Annotated in this window: 15 protein-coding genes and 1 riboswitch; of the genes, 5 read left to right on the forward strand and 10 right to left on the reverse strand. The window is 67.0% G+C overall.

Annotated elements, in window-relative coordinates:
* Positions 1 to 17: 17 nt before the first annotated feature.
* From ACZK13_RS20620 to ACZK13_RS20635, 4 genes are all read right to left on the reverse strand, one after another.
* Positions 18 to 941: a ParB/RepB/Spo0J family partition protein gene (locus tag ACZK13_RS20620; RefSeq protein WP_019338308.1), complete on the reverse strand. Its 924-nt coding sequence runs from the start codon at positions 939 to 941 to the stop codon at positions 18 to 20.
* Positions 941 to 1738, reverse strand: coding sequence for a ParA family protein (locus ACZK13_RS20625; RefSeq protein WP_012512504.1), 798 nt, complete (start codon positions 1736 to 1738; stop codon positions 941 to 943). The genes ACZK13_RS20620 and ACZK13_RS20625 overlap by 1 nt, the downstream gene beginning before the upstream one ends.
* A gap of 112 nt (positions 1739 to 1850) precedes the next feature.
* Positions 1851 to 2489: a 16S rRNA (guanine(527)-N(7))-methyltransferase RsmG gene (gene rsmG, locus ACZK13_RS20630; protein WP_012512505.1), complete on the reverse strand. Its 639-nt coding sequence runs from the start codon at positions 2487 to 2489 to the stop codon at positions 1851 to 1853.
* 39 nt (positions 2490 to 2528) lie between these two features.
* Positions 2529 to 3128: a 4'-phosphopantetheinyl transferase family protein gene (locus ACZK13_RS20635; RefSeq protein ID WP_049399162.1), complete on the reverse strand. Its 600-nt coding sequence runs from the start codon at positions 3126 to 3128 to the stop codon at positions 2529 to 2531.
* Positions 3129 to 3212: 84 nt separating this feature from the next.
* Here ACZK13_RS20635 and ACZK13_RS20640 point away from each other — a divergent pair, with 84 nt between their 5' ends.
* A complete protein-coding gene (locus ACZK13_RS20640) occupies positions 3213 to 3464 on the forward strand; it encodes a GlsB/YeaQ/YmgE family stress response membrane protein (protein WP_012512507.1) in 252 nt (83 codons plus the stop codon).
* A gap of 72 nt (positions 3465 to 3536) precedes the next feature.
* Here ACZK13_RS20640 and xth read toward each other — a convergent pair whose 3' ends face one another.
* The 4 genes from xth to ACZK13_RS20660 all read right to left on the reverse strand — a co-directional run bounded on the left by xth (position 3537) and on the right by ACZK13_RS20660 (position 9208).
* Positions 3537 to 4304, reverse strand: coding sequence for an exodeoxyribonuclease III (gene xth / locus ACZK13_RS20645; protein ID WP_180837853.1), 768 nt, complete (start codon positions 4302 to 4304; stop codon positions 3537 to 3539).
* A gap of 119 nt (positions 4305 to 4423) precedes the next feature.
* The gene (locus ACZK13_RS20650; RefSeq protein WP_180837852.1) at positions 4424 to 5833 is read right to left on the reverse strand and encodes a coniferyl aldehyde dehydrogenase; all 1410 of its coding nucleotides are present in this window, start codon (positions 5831 to 5833) and stop codon (positions 4424 to 4426) included.
* Between the two features lie 184 nt (positions 5834 to 6017).
* Complete coding sequence (locus tag ACZK13_RS20655; protein WP_049399160.1) at positions 6018 to 7682, reverse strand: MFS transporter; 1665 nt, start codon at positions 7680 to 7682, stop codon at positions 6018 to 6020.
* A 98-nt stretch (positions 7683 to 7780) separates the two neighbouring features.
* Positions 7781 to 9208, reverse strand: a complete 1428-nt coding sequence (locus ACZK13_RS20660; protein ID WP_125893305.1) for a DcaP family trimeric outer membrane transporter — start codon at positions 9206 to 9208, stop codon at positions 7781 to 7783.
* A 245-nt stretch (positions 9209 to 9453) separates the two neighbouring features.
* Here ACZK13_RS20660 and acs point away from each other — a divergent pair, with 245 nt between their 5' ends.
* The 4 genes from acs to ACZK13_RS20680 all read left to right on the forward strand — a co-directional run bounded on the left by acs (position 9454) and on the right by ACZK13_RS20680 (position 13683).
* Positions 9454 to 11397: an acetate--CoA ligase gene (gene acs / locus ACZK13_RS20665; protein WP_125893303.1), complete on the forward strand. Its 1944-nt coding sequence runs from the start codon at positions 9454 to 9456 to the stop codon at positions 11395 to 11397.
* A gap of 80 nt (positions 11398 to 11477) precedes the next feature.
* Entirely contained in the window at positions 11478 to 12143 is a 666-nt protein-coding gene (locus ACZK13_RS20670; RefSeq protein ID WP_005420420.1) for a response regulator transcription factor, read from the forward strand.
* A gap of 168 nt (positions 12144 to 12311) precedes the next feature.
* The gene (locus tag ACZK13_RS20675) at positions 12312 to 12683 is read left to right on the forward strand and encodes a hypothetical protein (RefSeq protein ID WP_125893301.1); all 372 of its coding nucleotides are present in this window, start codon (positions 12312 to 12314) and stop codon (positions 12681 to 12683) included.
* Between the two features lie 246 nt (positions 12684 to 12929).
* A riboswitch (yybP-ykoY riboswitch) is annotated at positions 12930 to 13019 on the forward strand.
* A gap of 88 nt (positions 13020 to 13107) precedes the next feature.
* The gene (locus tag ACZK13_RS20680) at positions 13108 to 13683 is read left to right on the forward strand and encodes a manganese efflux pump MntP (protein ID WP_032128462.1); all 576 of its coding nucleotides are present in this window, start codon (positions 13108 to 13110) and stop codon (positions 13681 to 13683) included.
* 100 nt (positions 13684 to 13783) lie between these two features.
* On the opposite strand, the gene ACZK13_RS20685 is transcribed toward ACZK13_RS20680, so the two are convergent.
* Together ACZK13_RS20685 and ACZK13_RS20690 are read right to left on the reverse strand one after the other, a co-directional pair.
* Complete coding sequence (locus ACZK13_RS20685) at positions 13784 to 17230, reverse strand: hybrid sensor histidine kinase/response regulator (protein ID WP_253145833.1); 3447 nt, start codon at positions 17228 to 17230, stop codon at positions 13784 to 13786.
* A 135-nt stretch (positions 17231 to 17365) separates the two neighbouring features.
* The gene (locus ACZK13_RS20690; protein ID WP_253145843.1) at positions 17366 to 19513 is read right to left on the reverse strand and encodes a S46 family peptidase; all 2148 of its coding nucleotides are present in this window, start codon (positions 19511 to 19513) and stop codon (positions 17366 to 17368) included.
* Between the last annotated feature and the right edge of the window lie 158 nt (positions 19514 to 19671).

Below are 19671 nucleotides of genomic sequence, written 5' to 3' on the forward strand. Positions count from 1 at the left end.
CTGGCGCTGCGCCGGGCTCAGCCCTGGCGCGTACGCAGTTTTTCCAGCACGCCGTCCAAGGTATCCAGGTCGGTGTAATGGATGATCAGCTTGCCCTTGCCGCCCCGGCCGTGGCTGATCGCCACCTTGGCACCCAGCGCTTCGGACAGTTCGGTTTCCAGCGAGGCGATGTCGGCCTGCTGCACTTTCGGTGTGGCGACCGGGCGGTTGCTCGGCACCTTGCCGGCGGCGAAGGCCTGCGCACGGCGCTCGACCTCGCGCACCGACCAGCCTTCATCGGCCGCTTCCTGCGCCAGCTTGCCGGCCAGCTCGGGGGCAAGGGTCAGCAGCGCACGGGCATGGCCCATTTCCAGGCGGCGGGTTTCCAGCAGCAGGCGGATTGCCACCGGCAGCTCCAGCAGGCGCAGCAGGTTGGACACCGCCGCACGCGAGCGGCCGACGGCCTCGGCAGCCTCGGCATGGGTCAGGGTGAATTCGCTGATCAGGCGCTGCAGCGCTTCGGCTTCTTCCAGCGGGTTGAGGTCTTCGCGCTGGATGTTCTCGATCAGCGCCATCGCGATGACGGTGCGGTCTTCCAGCTCGCGCACCACCACCGGCACTTCGTCCAGGCCGGCCAGCTGCGAGGCGCGCCAGCGGCGTTCACCGGCGACGATCTCGTAGTTGCCCGCCGGCAGCTGGCGCACCAGGATCGGCTGGATCACGCCCTGCGACTTGATCGAATCAGCCAGCTCGGAGAGCTTGCCCTCGTCCATCTCGCGGCGCGGCTGGTACTTGCCCGGCTGCAGCTGGCCGACGGCCAGCTTGCGCAGCACCTCACCCGGCAGCGGTTCGATCACCGCAGTGGTGGCCTGCACCTGGCTGACCGCACCCTTGGGACCCAGCAGGGCATCCAGGCCACGGCCGAGGCCTCGCTTCTTGGCTGCCGGCTTGCTGCTGGTCATCAGACGGTCTCCACGGCCTTGCCGGCCTTGTTGCGTTCGTTGTTGCGGCGGATGATCTCGCCGGCCAGGCCCAGGTAGGCCACGCCACCGCGCGAGGCGCGGTCGTAGCCGACGATGCTCTGGCCATGGCTGGGTGCCTCGGCCAGGCGCACGTTGCGCGGCACGATGGTGCGGAACACGCGGTCGCCGAAGTGCTCGGTGAGCTCGGCCGAGACCGCGTTGGCCAGGTTGTTGCGCACGTCGAACATGGTGCGCAGCACGCCTTCGATCTCCAGCGCCGGGTTGAGGTTGGCACGCAGCGCTTCGATGGTTTCCACCAGCGCGCTCAGGCCTTCCAGCGCGTAGTACTCGCACTGCATCGGCACGATCACCGAGTCGGCGGCGGCCAGCGCGTTGAGCGTCAGCAGCGACAGCGCTGGCGGGCAGTCGATCAGGATGTAGTCGTACTCGTCGCGGATCGGTGCCAGCGCGCGCTTCAGGCGCTGCTCGCGCTCGCTCTGCGCCATCAGCTGGATCTCGGCCGCAGTCAGGTCGATGTTGCCCGGCAGCAGGTCGTAGCCTTCGGCCGTCTGCACGCGCACATCGGCGGCGCTGGACTCGCCCAGCAGCAGATCGTAGGTGGAGGAGACCAGCTCGCGCTTGTCCACGCCGCTGCCCATGGTCGCGTTGCCCTGCGAATCCAGGTCGACCAACAGCACGCGCTTGGGTGCGTTGGCCAGGGAAGCGGCCAGGTTGACGGCGGTCGTGGTCTTGCCGACGCCACCCTTCTGGTTGGCGATGGCGATGATGCGGGCCATGCGGGTGTGCCTCGTCGACGTGTGCTGGGACCGGTCATTATGCGTACAACCGGGCCCTTGCGGAAATCGTGGATCGCCAACCTCTTGTTCCACAAGGGGCTGGCGACGGGAATCAGGGACCTGTAACAGTGACCAGGTGGCGTTCGCCGGCCAGGCCGGGCACGCTCAACGGGGTCACCTCGCGCACCTGCCAGCCAGCCGGCAGCTCCGCGATCTCTTCATGCGGGTAGACGCCCTTCATGGCCAACAGCACGCCGCCGGGGCGCAACAGATGGCCACCGACGCGGACGATGCCGGCCAGGGTGTCCATCGCACGCGCGGTCAGCTGGTCGTAGTGGCCAGCTTCGTCCAGCGCCTCGGCGCGCGATTCGGCCACGCGGGCATTGCCCAGACCGAGCTGGCGCACGGCCTCGCGCATGAAGCGCGCCTTCTTGCCGTTGCTCTCCACCAGGGTGACCTGCAGGCCCGGGCAGGCGATCGCCAGCGGGATGCCGGGCAAGCCGGGACCGGTGCCGAGGTCGGCCAGGCTGCCATCGGCCACGAACGGCTGCATCGCCAGTGAATCGAGCAGGTGGCGGGTAACCATCTCCTGCGGGTCGCGGATGGCGGTGAGGTTGTAGGTGCCGTTCCAGCGGTGCAGCAGGGCCAGGTAGCGCAGCAGCGGCGGCGCCAGCGCGGCGTCCAGGCCCATGCTGGCCAGGCCCTGTTCCAGCGTGGCAGCCACGCTGGCGGGAAGTGGGTGTTCGCTCATGCCGCCATTATCGCCGGTTTTGCGCGCTGATTCCCCGCTTCAGTGTGGATACCAGGCCAATGCCGCACGGAACTGGCCGGTGGCCTGCCATTCGTGCAGGTGCCAGCGCGCGGCCTCGCCCAGTTCCGGGTCGCACCAGCGCAGGTGCAGGGCGCCATCGGCCCCCGGTGCCAACTGCAGGCGGTGCAGGCCGAACGAGATGCCCTGCCCGTGCGCCTTCAGGATGGCCTCCTTGACGCACCACACGCGGAAGAACCAGTGCTCGCGCCCGGCCTCGTCCAGGCTTTCCAGCCAGGCCACTTCCTCGGGGTGGAAGAAGCGCTGCACGATTTCCAGAAGACGCGGCCGCGGGCGCAGCAGTTCCAGGTCGACGCCCAACCGCACGCCCTCGCCCAGCGCCACCAGCAGCACCTCGCCGCTGTGGCTCCAGCCGGTGCCGTAGTGGGCCAACGCGCCGCTCAGCTCCGGCCGGCCCTTGTCATCGCGGACCAGCGGCAGCGTGTCCGGGTCGGCGCCCAGCGCCTGCGCCAGCACCTGCCGCGCCTGCGGTTCGCCGCGGTGGCCCGGCACGTGCGGGCGCCGCCAGACCGTCACCGGACCGAAGCGCCACGGGCCGTCGAGGGTGGCTGGCAGGCTCATCCGCACGCGCCCATCACGCAATTCCACGACGGGTTCACGGCCGTGCGCGTCAACTGGTCACAGTTCCCCACCGGAGGTTCGATCATGGGCATCATCGTTTGGCTGATCGTCGGCGGCATCGTAGGCTGGCTGGCCAGCATCATCATGAAGCGCGATGCCCAGCAGGGCATCATCCTCAACATCGTGGTCGGCATCGTCGGCGCGCTGATTTCCGGCTGGCTGTTCGGCGGCGGCATCAACGAAGCGATCACCATCCGCACCTTCCTGTTCTCGCTGATCGGTGCGGTGATCCTGCTGGCAATCGTCAACCTGTTCACCCGCAAGAGCATACGGTGATCTGAGGGTAGTGCCGGCCGCTGGCCGGCAGACGTTTCAGAACGGGCCCGGCAATCGTCGGGCCCCGTTCGTTCAACCCAACTGCACCCACGCCGGCGCATGGTCGCTCGGGCGCTCCCAGGTACGCGGCTCACGGTCGATGCCCGAGGCCACCGCGCTGCCCTTCAGCGCGTCGGAAACCAGGGTCAGGTCGATGCGCAGGCCCAGGTTGCGGCGGAAGCCCGCGGCACGGTAATCCCACCAGCTGAACACACCGGCCTCGTCGTTGTGCAGGCGGAAGCCATCGTGCAGGCCCAGCTGCAGCAGCTTGTTGAGTGCGCCGCGCTCGGAGGTGGAGGTCAGGATGTGGTTTTCGTTCCACACCTCCGGGTCGTGCACATCGCGCGCGTCCGGGGCGATGTTGAAGTCGCCCATCACGATCAGCTTCGGGTGCCGCTGCAGTTCTTCGGCGATCCACGCATGCACCGCCTCCAACCAGCGCAGTTTGTAGTCGTACTTGTCGGTGCCGATGTCCTGGCCGTTGACCACGTACAGGTTGATCACCCGCAGGTCGCCGAAGGTACCGGCGATGACGCGCTTCTGCTCGTCCTCGAAGCCGGGAATACCGATCTGCACGTCCTGCGCCGGCTCACGCGACAGCAGCGCCACGCCGTTGTAGGTCTTCTGGCCGGCGAACACGCTGCGGTAGCCCGCGGCGATCAGCGCCGAATCGGGGAACTTGTGGTCCTCCAGCTTGGTTTCCTGGATACCGACGATGTCCGGGCCGAACTCCTTGAGCCACTGCTCCAGGTGCGGCAGGCGGACATTGAGCGAATTGACGTTCCACGAGGCGATCTTCATGGGGGCCATTCTACCCGGGTGGGCCTTGATGGGCGCCCCTATACCCCGGTAGACGCCAACCTTGGTTGGCGCCAGCAATCACCGTGTGCCAACCAAGGTTGGCAACTACCGGAACCCGATCACCGCAAGAGGAACTTCAACAACCTGGCAATCTTCGAATACGGCGGCCGCAGCCGGTCGCTGGCTGCCCAGCGCGACTGCCACAGCACCGGCAGCCGCTTGCTCATCGCATCAAACCCGGCCCGGCCGTGGTACGCGCCCATGCCGCTGGCCCCCACCCCGCCAAACGGCAGGCCATCGGCAGCGAAGTGCAGCAGCGTGTCATTCACCGTCACCCCACCGGCCACCACCTGGCCGAGGATGCGCTCCACCGTCGCCGCGTCATGGCTGAAGGGATACAGCGCCAGCGGCCGGTCGCGCGACAGCACGTCGGCCAGCGCCGCATCCAGATCCGGGTACGCCCGCACCGGCAGGATCGGCCCGAAGATCTCCTCGCGCATCAGGTCCAGGTCGTCCGGCGGGTCCAGCACCACAGTGGGCACCAGCAGCCGCTCACGATCAGCGCGCGCATCGTCCACCTGAGCCAGCGGAATCACCGGCACACCGCGTTCGCGCGCCTGCGCCAGATAACCCTGCAGGCGCCGGTACTGGCCTTCGTTGATGATGCGCGTGTAGTCGTCGGCGCTGCTGAAATCGCCGTAGCGCTCGCGCACCTGCTGCTGCAGCGCCTGCACGAACTCGCGCTGGCGCGCGGTGTCGATCAGCACGTAATCCGGCGCGATGCAGGTCTGCCCGGCGTTGAACCATTTTCCGGTGGCGAGCCGCGCTGCGGCTTTATCCAGCGGGAAATCGCGACAGACAATCGCCGGCGACTTGCCGCCCAGTTCCAGCGTGACCGGCACCAGATGCTCGGCGGCGGCCGCCATCACCTTGCGGCCAACCGCCGTCGAGCCGGTGAACAGCAGATGGTCCAGCGGCAGCGAGGACACCGCCGCCGCCACGTCCGCCCCGCCCTGCACCACCGCCACCCGATCGGGCGGGAACACGCTGGCCAGCAGATCAGCCAGGAACGCGCTGGTGCGCGGCGTGTGCTCGGAGGGTTTCAGCAGCACATGGTTGCCCGCGGCAATGGCCGTTGCCAGCGGTACCAGTGCCAGCGTGACCGGGTAGTTCCAGGGCGAGATCACCCCGACCACGCCCAGAGGCGTCGGCCGCAGCTGCGCGCGCGCCGGCCACAATCGCCAACCGGCGCCCACCCGCTGCGGCTTCGACCAGCGGCGCAGGTGGCGGCGCAGGTGGTCGATGGCCGACAGCACGCTCATGCCATCGGCCAGCTTCGATTCGACGTGGGCGCGATGGCCGAAGTCCTCGGCGATGGCCTGGGCCATTTCGTCCAGGCGCGGCTTCAACGCCTCGCGCAGGCGGCGCAGGTCGGCTTCGCGCTGGTCGAGCGAAGGGCGCTGCGACTGCCAGGCGCTGCGCAGGGTGTGCAGGATGGCGGGGAGCTCGGTCGGCGTGGTGATGGTCATGGGCCGACTATACGGCGTGCTGTGCAACGCAATGGTAGTGCCGGCCGCTGGCCGGCAGCCCCATGGATCTCCGGCAGACATCGTGCATTTGCCGGCCAGCGGCCGGCACTACCAAAAAGAGGGCCGCGGTCTGCACCGCGGCCCCTGAAACCCGGTGGGTGCCGACCGTTGGTCGGCACGCCGGTTACTTGGTGATATCCACGTCCTTGGTCTCGCGCAGGAACAAGCCGCCGATCACCACCGACATCAGCGCGATGATGATCGGGTACCACAGGCCGTAGTACAGGTTGCCGGTACCGGCCACCAGCGCGAACGAGATCGCCGGCAGGAAGCCACCGAACCAGCCGTTGCCGATGTGGTACGGCAGCGACATCGAGGTGTAGCGGATGCGGGTCGGGAACAGTTCGACCAGGTAGGCGGCGATCGGGCCGTAGACCATGGTCACGTACAGCACCAGCAGCCACAGCATGAAGATCGTGCCGGCGATGTTGATGCGTGCGCCATCGGCCTTGGCCGGGTAGCCGGCGGTGGTCAGGGCGGTCTTCAGTTCCGCACCGAACGCATCGGCCTTGGCCTTGCCGTCTTCCTTGGTCAGGCCGGCGGCCTCATACGAGGTGACGCTGGCGCTGCCCACGTTCACCATCGCCAGCGAACCGGCGGCGGCGGGCTGCACGTCGTACGGCACACCGGCCTTGGTCAGCGCGGCGGTAGCCACGTCGCAGGAGCTGGTGAACTTGCGCAGGCCGACCGGATCGAACTGGAACGAGCAGGTGGCCGGATCGGCCACGACCAAGGCCGGCGAGCTGCTGCGGGCTTCTTCGATGGCCGGGTTGGCGAAGTGGGTCAGGCCCTTGAAGATCGGGATGTAGGTGACGGCGGCCAGCAGGCAGCCCGCGAGGATGATCTTCTTGCGGCCGATACGGTCGGACAGCCAGCCGAAGAAGATGAAGAACGGCACGCCCAGTGCCAGCGCGGCCGCGATCAGCAGGTAGGAGGTGGTGGCATCGACCTTCAGCATGCTGCTGAGGAAGAACAGCGCGTAGAACTGACCGCCGTACCAGACCACCGCCTGGCCAGCCGCAGCGCCGAGCAGGACCAGCAGCATCAGCTTCAGGTTGCCGCCCTTCAGGCTGTCACGGAACGGGGTCTTGGAACCCTTGCCCTCGGACTTCATCTGCTGGAACAGCGGCGATTCGCTCAGCTGCAGGCGGATCCACACGGACACGCCCAGCAGCAGGATCGAGACCAGGAACGGAATACGCCAGCCCCAGGCTTCGAAGGCTTCGTTGCCGAGGAAGTAGCGGCAGGCCAGGATGATCAGCAGCGACATGAACAGGCCGAGCGTGGCGGTGCACTGGATGAAGCTGGTGTACAGGCCGCGCTTGTCGTCCGGCGCATGCTCGGCCACGTAGGTGGCGGCACCGCCGTACTCGCCGCCCATCGCCAGGCCCTGGGCCAGGCGCAGGATGATCAGGATCACCGGTGCGGCGAAACCGATCGAGGCGTAGTTGGGCAACACACCGACCAGGAAGGTCGAGATGCCCATGATCAGGATGGTGACCAGGAAGGTGTACTTGCGGCCGATGCGGTCGCCGAGGCTGCCGAAGAAGGCCGCACCGAACGGACGCACGAAGAAGCCGGCGGCAAACGCCAGCAAGGCGAAGATCATGCCCGTGGTCTCATTGACGCCACTGAAGAACTGCTTGGCAATGATGGCGGCGAGCGAGCCGTACAGGAAGAAGTCATACCACTCGAAGACCGTGCCGAGGCTCGAGGCGAAGATGACTTTCTTGTGGCCCTTGGTCAGGGTGCCCGCCGCATTGTGCGGGCTTGATGCAGTGCTGGACATGGGACGTTTTCCCTCTGTAGATGCCGACCTGGATCGGTGGGTGCCGACCGTTGGTCGGCACACAATTCGGTAGGTGCCGGCCGCTGGCCGGCACGCTCTTAGAAGCTGTACTTCGTGGTGAACTGCAATCGGGTGATGTCACCCTTGTTGCCGTTCTCCACTTCGCGACGGCCATACATCAGCTCTGCACCGATATCGACCTTGGGCAGCGGCGAATAGAAGATGTTGCCGCGGATGCTCTGCACGCTCTTGGTCACCAGCGGGCCGAGGATGCTGTCGTTGTCGTAGTCGCTGCGCGCGTAGATCAGGTTGGTGCGCAGCTTCGGCGAGAACGCATGCCGCCAGCCCACGTAGCCGGCAAGCACGCCGGTCGGGTTGAGCTCGTCGCGGGCAACGTCGTAGGCACTATCGGCGGTGATGCCCAGGCCGATGTAGCGGGCGATGCCTTCGCCGCCGGTCAGCTGGTAGTGCAGCGAATCGCTGTCGCCCATCACCCACTTGCCGCCCAGGGTCAGGCCGCCGGCCACCTTGTCGGCCTTGGCGCCGGTGGCCTGGTTGTCGACCTTCAGCTGGCGGATGATGCCGCCGACACCGAAGGTGCCCCAGTCGCCCTTCCAGCCATAGCGCATGGTCAGATCAGGCAGGCTGCCACGATCGGAGTTGGCGCTGGCGTTGGTCCAGGCGCCGGTGACCGGGTTGCGGGTACCGGTGAGGGTGGTGGTTTCCGGGTTTTCCAGCGCGACGCTGAAGCCACCCTGGGTGTAGCGCACCTGCGCCTGGCGCACGAAGATCACGCCGTCGGTGGGACCGACGAAGTCGACCGCTTCCGGCAGTGCGGCCGCGTCCATGAAGTTGGACCAGGTCTGGCCGGCCATCCAGTTGTTCCAGTACATGTAGGCGTGGCGCAGGGTCACACCGTAGGTATTGGTCGCGGTCTGGTTGCCCAGCGAGTTGCCGAAGAAGTCCATCTCGAAGAACGCACCGGCCTTGTTGCCCGATTCGCTCACGTTGTCGATGCCCAGGTTGAAGCGCGAGAACTTGGCGTGGGCGTTGAAATCGGTACCCGAACGCTTGCCGCTGCCGCCGGCGCCTTCCACCGGGGTCTGGCCCGGCAGGTACAGCGAGCGGCCGGTGGCGTCGTCGGCCAGCTGGCCATCGCTGGTCTGGGTGGCGAGGAAATCGGCCTTGATGAAGCCGCCGATCTTGACCGTGGTACCCGGTGCGGCGCCCGGGGTGATGGTGGTGACCTGGATCGGCTGCTTGCCGGCCGGCACCGAGGCGACCGGCTTCTGCTCGGCCTGCACCGTGCGGACTTCGGTCACCGCCTGCTGGGTCTGGCTGATCTGGGTCTGTTGTTGTTGCTGCGAAGACAGCAGCAGCTGGACCTGGCGTTCCAGTTCGGCAACGCGTGCTTCCAGCGCTTTCTCTTTGGCGGTCTCAGCGAACGCCATGCCCGGTGCGACCAGGGCGACCAACAGGCAGGCCGCCAAAGGTTTGCGCACGGCTTTCAACGTACGGTGGCTCATGTTGCCCTCTCTCCCAAGTGGCAAGGTGATGCCGCGCGTGGGGCACGGTCGAGCCGAGACTGCGGGGCGATTATGTATAGCGGCTATTCGCCATTGGTCGAACCCGGCCCTGCTGGGCGCTCACTTTCGACCATGGTCTAACCAGAGTGGTGACGCGGCCGGGGGTGGATGGGGCAAACTGAAGGGGATCGGTCGCTGCGATGCTGCGACCGCACATACAAAGTCAACGTGCAAGTGAGGGTGCCATGGCTGATATCTACCCCGTCGATCCGCAGTTCGCCGCCAAGGCACGCATCGACAAGACGTCGTATGAACAGCAGTACCAGGCTTCGGTGACCGACCCGGATGGTTTCTGGGGCAAGGCCGCCGAGCGCCTGGAGTGGATGCGCAAGCCGACGAAGATCAAGAACGTCAGCTACGACCTGTCCGATTTCCACATCAAGTGGTTCGAAGATGGCGAGCTCAATGCCAGCGTGAACTGCCTGGACCGCCAGCTGGAGAAGCGTGGCGACAAGACCGCCCTGCTGTTCGAGCCGGACGGCCCGGACGGACCTGCGCAGCACGTGACCTATCGCGAGCTGTACGAGCGCACCTGCCGCCTCGGCAATGCGCTGCGCAACCTCGGGGTCAAGAAGGGCGATCGGGTCACCATCTACCTGCCGATGATCGTCGACGCCGCCGTGGCCATGCTGGCCTGTGCGCGCATCGGTGCGATCCACTCGGTAGTGTTCGGTGGCTTCGCACCGAACTCGATCGCCGACCGCGTCAGCGACTGCCAGAGCAAGCTGATCATCACCGCCGACGAGGGCCTGCGCGGTGGCCGCAGGATTCCGCTGAAGGCCAACGTCGATGCTGCGCTGAAGCTGCCCGGCACCAATACCGTGGAAACCGTGCTGGTGGTGCGTCACACCGGCGGCGCGGTCGACATGCAGGCGCCGCGCGACCGCTGGTTCCACGATGTGGTGGACAGCCAGCCGGCCACCTGCGAGCCGGAACGCATGAACGCGGAAGACCCGCTGTTCATCCTCTACACCTCCGGTTCCACCGGCAAGCCGAAGGGCGTGCTGCACACCACCGGCGGCTACCTGCTGTACGCGGCGTACACCCATGAAGCGGTGTTCGACCTGCGCGAGGACGACATCTACTGGTGCACCGCCGACGTCGGCTGGGTCACCGGCCACAGCTACATCGTGTACGGCCCGCTGGCCAACGGCGCGACCTCGCTGATGTTCGAAGGCGTGCCGAACTACCCCGACACCTCGCGCTTCTGGAACGTCATCGACAAGCACAAGGTGAGCATCTTCTACACCGCCCCGACCGCCATCCGCGCACTGATGCGCGAAGGCGAAGAGCCGGTGAAGAAGACCTCGCGCGCGTCGCTGCGCCTGCTCGGCAGCGTCGGCGAGCCGATCAATCCGGAAGCCTGGCGCTGGTACTACGAAGTGGTCGGCGACAGCCGCTGCCCGATCGTCGATACCTGGTGGCAGACCGAAACCGGCGGCATCCTGATCTCGCCGCTGGCCGGCGCGATGGACCTCAAGCCGGGCTCGGCCACCCTGCCCTTCTTCGGCGTGCAGCCGGCGCTGGTCAATGCCGATGGCGAGATCCAGGACGGCCCGACCGAGGGCAACCTGATCATCCGTGATTCCTGGCCGGGCCAGATGCGCACGGTGTACGGCGACCACCAGCGTTTCATCGATACCTATTTCCGCACCTACCCGGGCAGCTACTTCACCGGCGACGGTTGCCGCCGCGACGAAGATGGCTACTACTGGATCACCGGCCGCGTGGACGATGTGATCAACGTGTCCGGCCACCGCATCGGCACCGCCGAAGTGGAAAGCGCGCTGGTCTCGCACCCGAAGGTGGCGGAAGCGGCCGTGGTCGGCTTCCCGCACGACGTGAAGGGCCAGGGCATCTACGCCTACGTCACCCTGGTGGCCGAAGAGGCTCCGAGCGACGAGCTGCAGAAGGAACTGGTCGCCTGGGTACGCAAGGAGATCGGCCCGATCGCCACGCCGGACCACCTGCAGTGGGCGCCGGGCCTGCCGAAGACCCGCTCGGGCAAGATCATGCGCCGCATCCTGCGCAAGATCGCCGAGAACGCACCGGACCAGCTTGGCGACACCTCGACCCTGGCCGATCCATCGGTGGTGGCGTCGCTGGTGGACGAGCGCAAGGTACGCTGATGCATCACCCGGGGTCGGATCCCTTTCCGCCAGGAAAGGGCTCTGACCCCATAGAGTTTCCCCCACGGTTCCCCCCGACCATGACCACCCTCCTGATTGCCGATGACCACCCGCTGTTCCGCGAAGCCCTGCGTGGGGCGGTGCAGCGGGTCATCCCCGGCGTGCAGCTGTTCGAGGCCGACAGCGTGGAAGCGCTGTACGCGCTGGCCGACCAGCACAACGACGCCGACCTGGTCCTGATGGATCTCAACATGCCCGGTGCGCAGGGTTTCAACGCACTGGTGCACATGCGCTCACTGCATCCGCAGCTGCCGGTGGTGGTGGTGTCCGCGCGCGAAGAGGCGACGGTGATGCGCCGCGCGCTCGACCATGGCGCGCTGGGCTTCATTCCGAAGTCTGCGGATTCGGACACCATCGGCCACGCACTGGGCACCATCCTCGATGGCGAGACCTGGGCGCCGCCGGAAGCGCACAACGTGCCGCCCACCGGCAGCGAGGAACGCGAAGTCGGCCAGCGCCTGCGCGAGCTGACCCCGCAGCAGTTCCGCGTGCTGCAGATGCTCGGCGCCGGCCGCTTGAACAAGCAGATCGCCTACGACCTCAACGTGTCCGAAGCGACGATCAAGGCCCACGTCACCGCCATCCTGCGCAAGCTGGGCGTGACCAACCGCACCCAGGCCGTGCTGATGGCCGGCAAGCTGGCGATCGACGACGACGCCATCGTGCTGCCGCCGGAAGAAGACTGAAGGTAGTGCCGGCCGCTGGCCGGCATTGGCCTGAAGCCGCCTGAAATCGCTTCGGTAGGTGCCAGGCTTGCTTGGCACTTTTGCCCAGCCCCGCCGATGACGCAATCAGCTCTGGCGGGATGATGGATTCGGTCTCAAGCTGGAAGTTCCAACTTCCCGCCCGGAACGATGGACACCTGGACACTGATCGATACCGACGGCTTGAAGATTGGTGTAGTCCAGTGCTTCCGATATGAATCCTGGCGCGTGAGTGGCAGGTTCATGCCTGATCTCGGCTATTCAAGGTACCAGCGGCTCTTCGCCGATCTTGAATATGCAGCCAATGAGCAGTTGTTCACCCATGTCGACGATCTCGAGAGAAGCATCGCTGCATTGCGCATTCGTGCAGTGGGGCCCAGCGGGGAGGACGATCCGCAGCGGGTTGCGAATCTGCAGATCATGGGTGACTGGTGTCAGTTCCAGATCAGTTCAATGACCCGCCCAGCCGATGAGCAACCTCTCACCCTGCCCTCAACAGAATCGAAAGTATCCGCACGTTGATCGCTTTCGTTCGCGAAGGCTGTCCGGATGGTCCCAGGCCTCCAGGCATGGCACAGCACCATCAGGCACTGCTCCGGTAGGTGCCAAGCTTGCTTGGCACGCTTTTGATGGTGCACCTGCCGGCCAGCGGCCGGCACTACCAGGCACCGCTGCGCTCTCGATATAGCCATCGCTATACAAACCAGCCCTGCCTGCGCGTTTCGCTGGAAATGCGCCGCGCGTGAATCGCGATGCTAAGCTGCGCGTCCCCTTGGGGAGTAGCCGGATTCCTACGCAGGAATCGTCCACGTCAACATACTCGGCCAGTGCGCCGTGGCGTGGACAACCATGATGGTTGGCGAGACCAGCGGCCCGCGCGCGCAACGTCAGGTTGGGCGCGAGCGCAGGCCGTGCGTCCGTCCTAGCCCGACCTCAGCCGCCGCCCATGTCCCCCATTTCGATCCTCCTGATCGGCTTTGCCATGTCCACCGATGCCTTCGCCGCGGCGATCGGCAAGGGTGCGGCCATGCGCAAGCCGGTGTTCCGCGACGCACTGCGTGCCGGCATCATCTTCGGCGTCATCGAGGCGATCACGCCCATCATCGGCTGGCTGCTCGGCCGCGCCGCCCTGCAGTACGTCGAAGCCTTCGACCACTGGATCGCCTTCGGCCTGCTCGGCGCGCTGGGCATCCACATGATCTACAACGGCCTGCGCCCGGACAGTGCCGACGAAGACGAAGACCCCTCGCAGCACCACGGGTTCTGGAAGCTGGCGCTGACCGGATTCGCCACCAGCATCGACGCGATGGCGGTGGGCATCGGCCTGGCTTTCATGGACGTGCATATCGGCGTGATGGCAGCGGTCATCGGCCTGTGCACGCTGACCATGGTCACTGTCGGCATCATGCTCGGCCGCGTGCTGGGCAGCATGGTCGGCAAGCGTGCCGAGATCATCGGCGGCGTGATCCTGGTGATCATCGGCGCGACGATCCTGTACGAACACCTGCACGGCCTGGGGTAACTTGCCGGAGGCGAGCGATTGCGTGGTTGCCGGCCAGCGGCCGGCACTACCAGTGCATCACATCCACGCATGGCGTGGATCTACCGCCGGGCGGCAGGCACTACTGCGCATCGCGCAGCGCGCCCAGGAAGGCGCGCAGCGAGGCCGGCTTGATCGGCTTGGTCAGCACGCGGTAGCCGCGTTCGCGCGCCATCCGCTTCAGCTCGTCGCGACCATCGGCGGTCAGCAGTGCGCCCGGCAGCGGGTAACCGGCCGCCTCGCGCAGCGCTACCAGCGCATCCAGGCCGTCCATGCGGTCGTGCAGGTGGTAATCCACCAGCATCACCTGCGGGCGCTCGGCAATCTTCTCCAGCGCCTGGTCGACGGTGGCAGCGGTGATCACCTGCACCTGCCAGCGGCCCAGCAACGCGCGCATGCCATCGAGGATCTCTTCGTCGTTGTCCACGCACAGCACGCGCAGGCCGGCCAGCGAATCGCTGCGCACTGGTGCGGCTACGTTCTGTGCAGGTGTGACCAGCTCTGTGTAGCCCGGCAGCGGCGCCACCCGCGGCAGGATGATCGAGAACATCGACCCCTTGCCAACCCGGCTGCGCGCGTTGAGGCGATGGTCGAGCAGGCGGGAGATGCGCTGGCAGATCGACAAGCCCAGGCCCAGCCCCTGTTCACCCCAGTCGAACGGCTGCTGGTAGCGATGGAACTCGTCGAAGATCTGCCGCATGTGGTGCTCGGGAATGCCGGGACCGGTATCCCATACCTGCAGCTCCACTTCGTCGCCGCGTTGGCGCACGGCCAGCACGATGCGACCCTGGCGGGTGTAGCGCAGCGCATTGGCCAGGAAGTTCTGCAGCACGCGGCGCAGCAGGCGGCGGTCACTGCGCACCCATGCCGGGCGCGCGAACAGGTCCAGGCGCAGGCCACGGCCGGCGGCGACCGGGGTGTACTGCGCGGCCAGTTCGCGCATCAATGCGCTCACGTCGAACTCGCCGATCACCGGATGCAGGCCGCCGGCATCCAGCCGCGACACATCCAGCAGGCCATCGAGCAGCTCTTCGGCCGCACGCAACGAAGCGTCCACACGCTCGGCCAGATGCTTCTGCTCGTCACTCACGTGATCACTGTCGCGCAGTGCCGAGGCGAACAGGCGCGCCGCGTTCAACGGCTGCAGCACGTCGTGGCTGATCGCCGCCAGGAAACGGGTCTTCGACTGCTGCGCGACCTCGGCCTCATGCGAGCGCTCGGCCACGCGCTGTTCCAGCGTCTCGTTGGCTTCCAGCAGTGCTTTTTCCGCGTGCTTGTAGTCGGTGATGTCGTTGTAGCTGGTCACGTAACCGCCGCCGGGCAGCGCCTGGCCACGCATCTCGATCACCTTGCCATCGCTGCGGGTGCGCTCGAACACATGCGGTGAACCGGCACGCATGTAACCGATGCGGCGGTTGATCTGCACTTCGATATCACCCTCGCCCAGCTCGCCGCGCTCCGCGTTGTAGCGGATCAGGTCGGCCACCGGGCGGCCCACGTAGAGCATGCCGTCGGGGTAGCCGAACATGTCCTGGTAGCGGCGATTCCATGCGGTCAGCCGCATGTCCGGATCGACCACGCTGACCCCGGCGCTGATGTTCTCCAGCGTGGTCGACAGGATTTCGCGGTTGAAGCGCAGCTCCTGCCCGGCTTCGTCCAGCACGGCCACCACTTCGCCCAGATCCATGCCCGAGCCACGCAGCAGGCTGGTCAGCAGCAGGCGTGCCGACGCCGCACCGATCGAGGCGGCCAGCAGGCGCTCGGTGAACTGCACCCACGGCCGGTCCGCGGGCGCCGAGGATTGCAGCTCGCGGCCCAGCGACTGCGCCTGCTCGAAGAACGAACGCCGCGCATGGCGCTCGCCAACCACGCGCGAGGCCAGTGCCAGCAGGTCACCCACGTGCACGTGACCGGGCCAGCCACCGGCCACCGACGGACGCTCGGCATACGGATCGAGGAACGGCGCGGCGCGAAGCCGCTCGTCGACACCGGGCCGCCAGCGCGCGGACACCAGCATCATCGTCGCCGCGTTGACCAGCAGCGACCAGAAGGTGCCGTGGGTCAGCGGGTCCCAGCCGGTCATGCCGAACAGCTGCTGCGGGCGCAGCCACTCGATGCCGAACGGGCCGTGCTGCACCCAGCCAGCATCGACCCAGCCGGCCATCGTCATCGCAGGCAGCAGCAGGGTGTAAAGCCAGGTGGCGAAGCCGAGCAGCATGCCCACCTCGACGCCGCGCCGGCTGGCACCGCGCCAGTATAGGCCGCCGATCAGGCCGGGCGCGAACTGCGCCACCGCCGCGAACGCCATCAGGCCGTACGAGGCCAGCGTGCTGTCGTTGCTGCTGGTACGGTAGTAGCTGTAGGCCATCAGCGCCAGCAGCAGGATCGCCAGGCGGCGGATCCACAGCACGCGCGAGGCGACGTCGGCGGCCTCCTGGTGGTCGCCACTGCGACGCAGCAGCACCGGCATCACCAGATCGTTGCTGACCATGGTGGCCAGCGCGATCGACGACACGATCACCATGCCGGTGGCCGCCGAGAAGCCGCCCACATAGGCGATCAACGCCAGCGCATTGCGGCCTTCGGCCAGCGGCAGGGCCAGCACCATCGAGTCGTCGGCGACGCTGCCGCCGGTACCGAACAGGGTCACGCCGGCGGTGGCGATCGGCAGCACCATGCCCGAGATCAGCACCAGGTAGCCGCCGAACATCCAGCGCGCGCGGCGCACATCGCGCACATCGCCGCACTCGACCACGGCCACGTGGAACTGGCGCGGCAGGCAGATGATGGCGAGGAAGCTGAGCAGGGTCTGCGAGATGAAGCCCACCGGCGGCAGGCCGGTGAACAGCGTATGCACCGATTCAACCACCGCGTCGGTGCGGTTGCTCAGCCACAGGTAGGCGAACACGCCCACGGCCAGCATCGCCAACAGCTTGATCACCGATTCGAAGGCGATCGCCAGCATCATGCCGTGATGGTGTTCGGTGGCATCGACCTGGCGGGTACCGAACAGGGTGGCGAACAACGCCATCAGCAGCGCCACGTACAGCGCGGGATCGGTGAAGAAGCCAGTGGGGCCGGTGTTGCCGGTCAGTACCTGCAGGCTCATCGCCACTGCTTTGTACTGCAGGGCCAGGTACGGAATGATGCCGATCAGCGCGATGATCGCAACCAGCGCCGCCAGCCGCCGCGAGCGACCGAAGCGCGAAGAGATGAAGTCGGCGATGGACACCACGTTCTGGCTGCGTGCGATCAGCGCCAGGCGCTCGATGATGCGCCAGCCGAACAACAGCAGCAGCAACGGACCGATATAGATCGGCAGGTAGCCCACGCCGTTGCGCACGGCGGTACCGACCGCACCGTAGAACGTCCACGACGAACAGTACACGGCCAGTGCCAGGCTGTAGACCACCGGCCGCAGCCACGGCCGGTCGGGGTACATCGGCCGACGGTCACCCCACCACGCCACGCCGAACAGCAGCGCGGCATAGGCAACCGAGACCAGCAGCAGGATCCAGCTGGAGACCACGCGCGCGTTTCCGTCGGAAGAACCCGCAGTGTAGGCCAGGCGTGGCCGGGGGTGCGGGCTCGTTGGGGACAACCACCCCCACCAAGGTGGGGGCCTACGCGGTGCGGGCCACGACCATTGGTCGTGGCCGGCTTCTTACTGGGCCGGCACGCCCATTTCCTTCAGCAGTTCCGGCGCCGGGTAGACCTTGGCCAGCAGCCAGCGCAGGTAGCGCATGTCCACGTGCACGGCGCGCTTGTAGCGCGGGTCGAACCACCAGCTGGCGCTGACCGATTCCCAGTTGCTGTCGAAGTTCAGGCCGATCAGTTCGCCCTTGGCGTTGAGCACCGGCGAGCCGGAGTTGCCGCCGGTGGTATCCAGGTTGGTCAGGAAGTTGACCGTCTGGGTCTTCAGCGCCGGGTCGGCGGTGCTGCCGAAGTCACCCTTGGCGATCGCGGCCAGCAGCGGCTTGGGCGCATCGAACGGATAGGCGTTGGTGTTCTTCTCGACGATGCCGGCCACGGTGGTCACCGGCGAGTAGGTCACGCCGTCGCGCGGATGCAGCGCCTCGACCTTGCCGTAGCTGATGCGCAGGGTGCGGTTGGCATCCGGGTACACCGCGCGGCCCTGCTTGGCACGCCAGGCGAACAGCGCCTGCATGTAGGCCGGGCGCAGGCGCAGCTGCTCGCCTTCGCGGGTCTTGCTTTCGTTCTCGATGCGCAGCTGCGCGGCCACCAGCGGGCCAGCCACGGTGATCAGCGGATCGGCAGCCAGCGCCTTGCCTTCGCGCGCAGCAGCGAAACGGGACAGGCGCTGTGCCTCCTCACCCAGTTGGGTGCCGGCGTACAGGGTATCCAGCGCCGCTGCCAGCTGCTCCGGGGTACGGCCGAAGGCCGTATCGAACTCGGCCACGCGCTGCGCTTCCGGCAGCTTCTGGTAGCGGGTCAGCAGGGTGGTCAGCAGCGCCTTCTCGACTTCCGGTGCGTAACGGCGCTGGACCTGCTTGAGCACGCCTTCGATCATCGCCTGGTCGCGCTGCTGGAAACCACTCTCGCGCTGCGCGTCCGGCTTGGCCGATTCGATGCGCAGGCGTTCCAGCAGCAGCGCCGAGCGCAGCAGCTGGCTCTGTGCGGCCATCTGGTCCAGCAGCAGGTCGCGTTCGCCCACCGCCGCGCCCTGCGACAGGTTGGTCAGCAGCGCCTTGATATCGCCCTGGTACTTGCGGTCGGTGGCAGCCAGCATCGCCGTCTCGTCGGCGGCACGCTGGGCCTTGGCGTCGCTGCGCAACAGGCCTTCCAGCTCACCAGCGGCGCGCTTGCGGTTGTTCTTCAGCGACTGCAGCTGTGAGGCGTAGCGGGTGCGCGCCTGCGCGTCCTTGGCGCTGGCGGCCTCGATGGTGTCGATCATCTGCTGGAACACCGATACGCGGCGCGGCAGCACGGTATCGATCTGGCCAGCGAATTCGGCCGCGGTACGGTGGCGATAGGTGATGCCCGGGTAACCGGCCAGCATCGCGTAGTCACCTTCCTTCGGACCTTCCACCGACATCTGCAGGTGCGCCGGCGCCTGGTAGGGCACGTTGTCCTTGCTGTACGCGGCCGGCTTGCCGTCCTTGCCGACATAGGCGCGCAGCAGGGTGAAGTCGCCGGTGTGGCGCGGCCACATGAAGTTATCGATCTCATCGCCGTAGTTGCCGATCGCACGCGGCGGCGCGTAGACCAATCGCACGTCGCTCAGCTCCAGCTGGGCAATGCGGTAGAAATCGGTGCCGTAGTACATGTTGGCCACCGAGCAGCGCACGCTGCCGTCCTTCTCGCACTCGGCCACGATCTGCTTGCTGGCCGCATCCACCGCATCGAAGTAGGCACGGCCGGTCTTGCCACGCGCCTGCGCCAGCACCTGGTCGGTCACCTTGTCGAAGCCGACGGTGACCAGCACGCGGAAGTCCGGGTTGGCCGGGCGCTCGTCGGCGCGGTCCCTGGCGATGAAGCCACCATTGATCAGGTCGTGCTCGGGCGAGCTGTTGTACTGGATCACGCCCATCGCCACGTGGTGGTTGGTCAGCAGCAGGCCGTCCGACGATACGAACGAGCCGGTGCCGCCACCGGCACGCACCACCGCGCTCAGCGGCGGTGCGGTGACATTGGCCAGGTCGGCCGGATTGCCCTTGAAGCCTGCGGCCTGCAGCGGCTTGGCCAGCTCCGGCAGCTGGGTCGGCATCCACATGCCTTCATCGGCGTGGGCGCCGGCGGCGAGGGTCAGGCCCAGGGCCAGGGCGGTGGGAAGGGCTTTGCGTGGTGACATGGGGCAATCCGGTACGACAGAACAGCCCGGGACCATAGCCGCTGGGGGCGGAAGGGGCAACGGCCGATGGTTGGGGGCGTCGTGCACGGTAGTGCCGGCCGCTGGCCGGCAACCCACGCAACTCGGGAGATACGGTGCAGTTGCCGGCCAGCGGCCGG

Source organism: Stenotrophomonas sp. 99219_Sma, assembly GCF_056480785.1.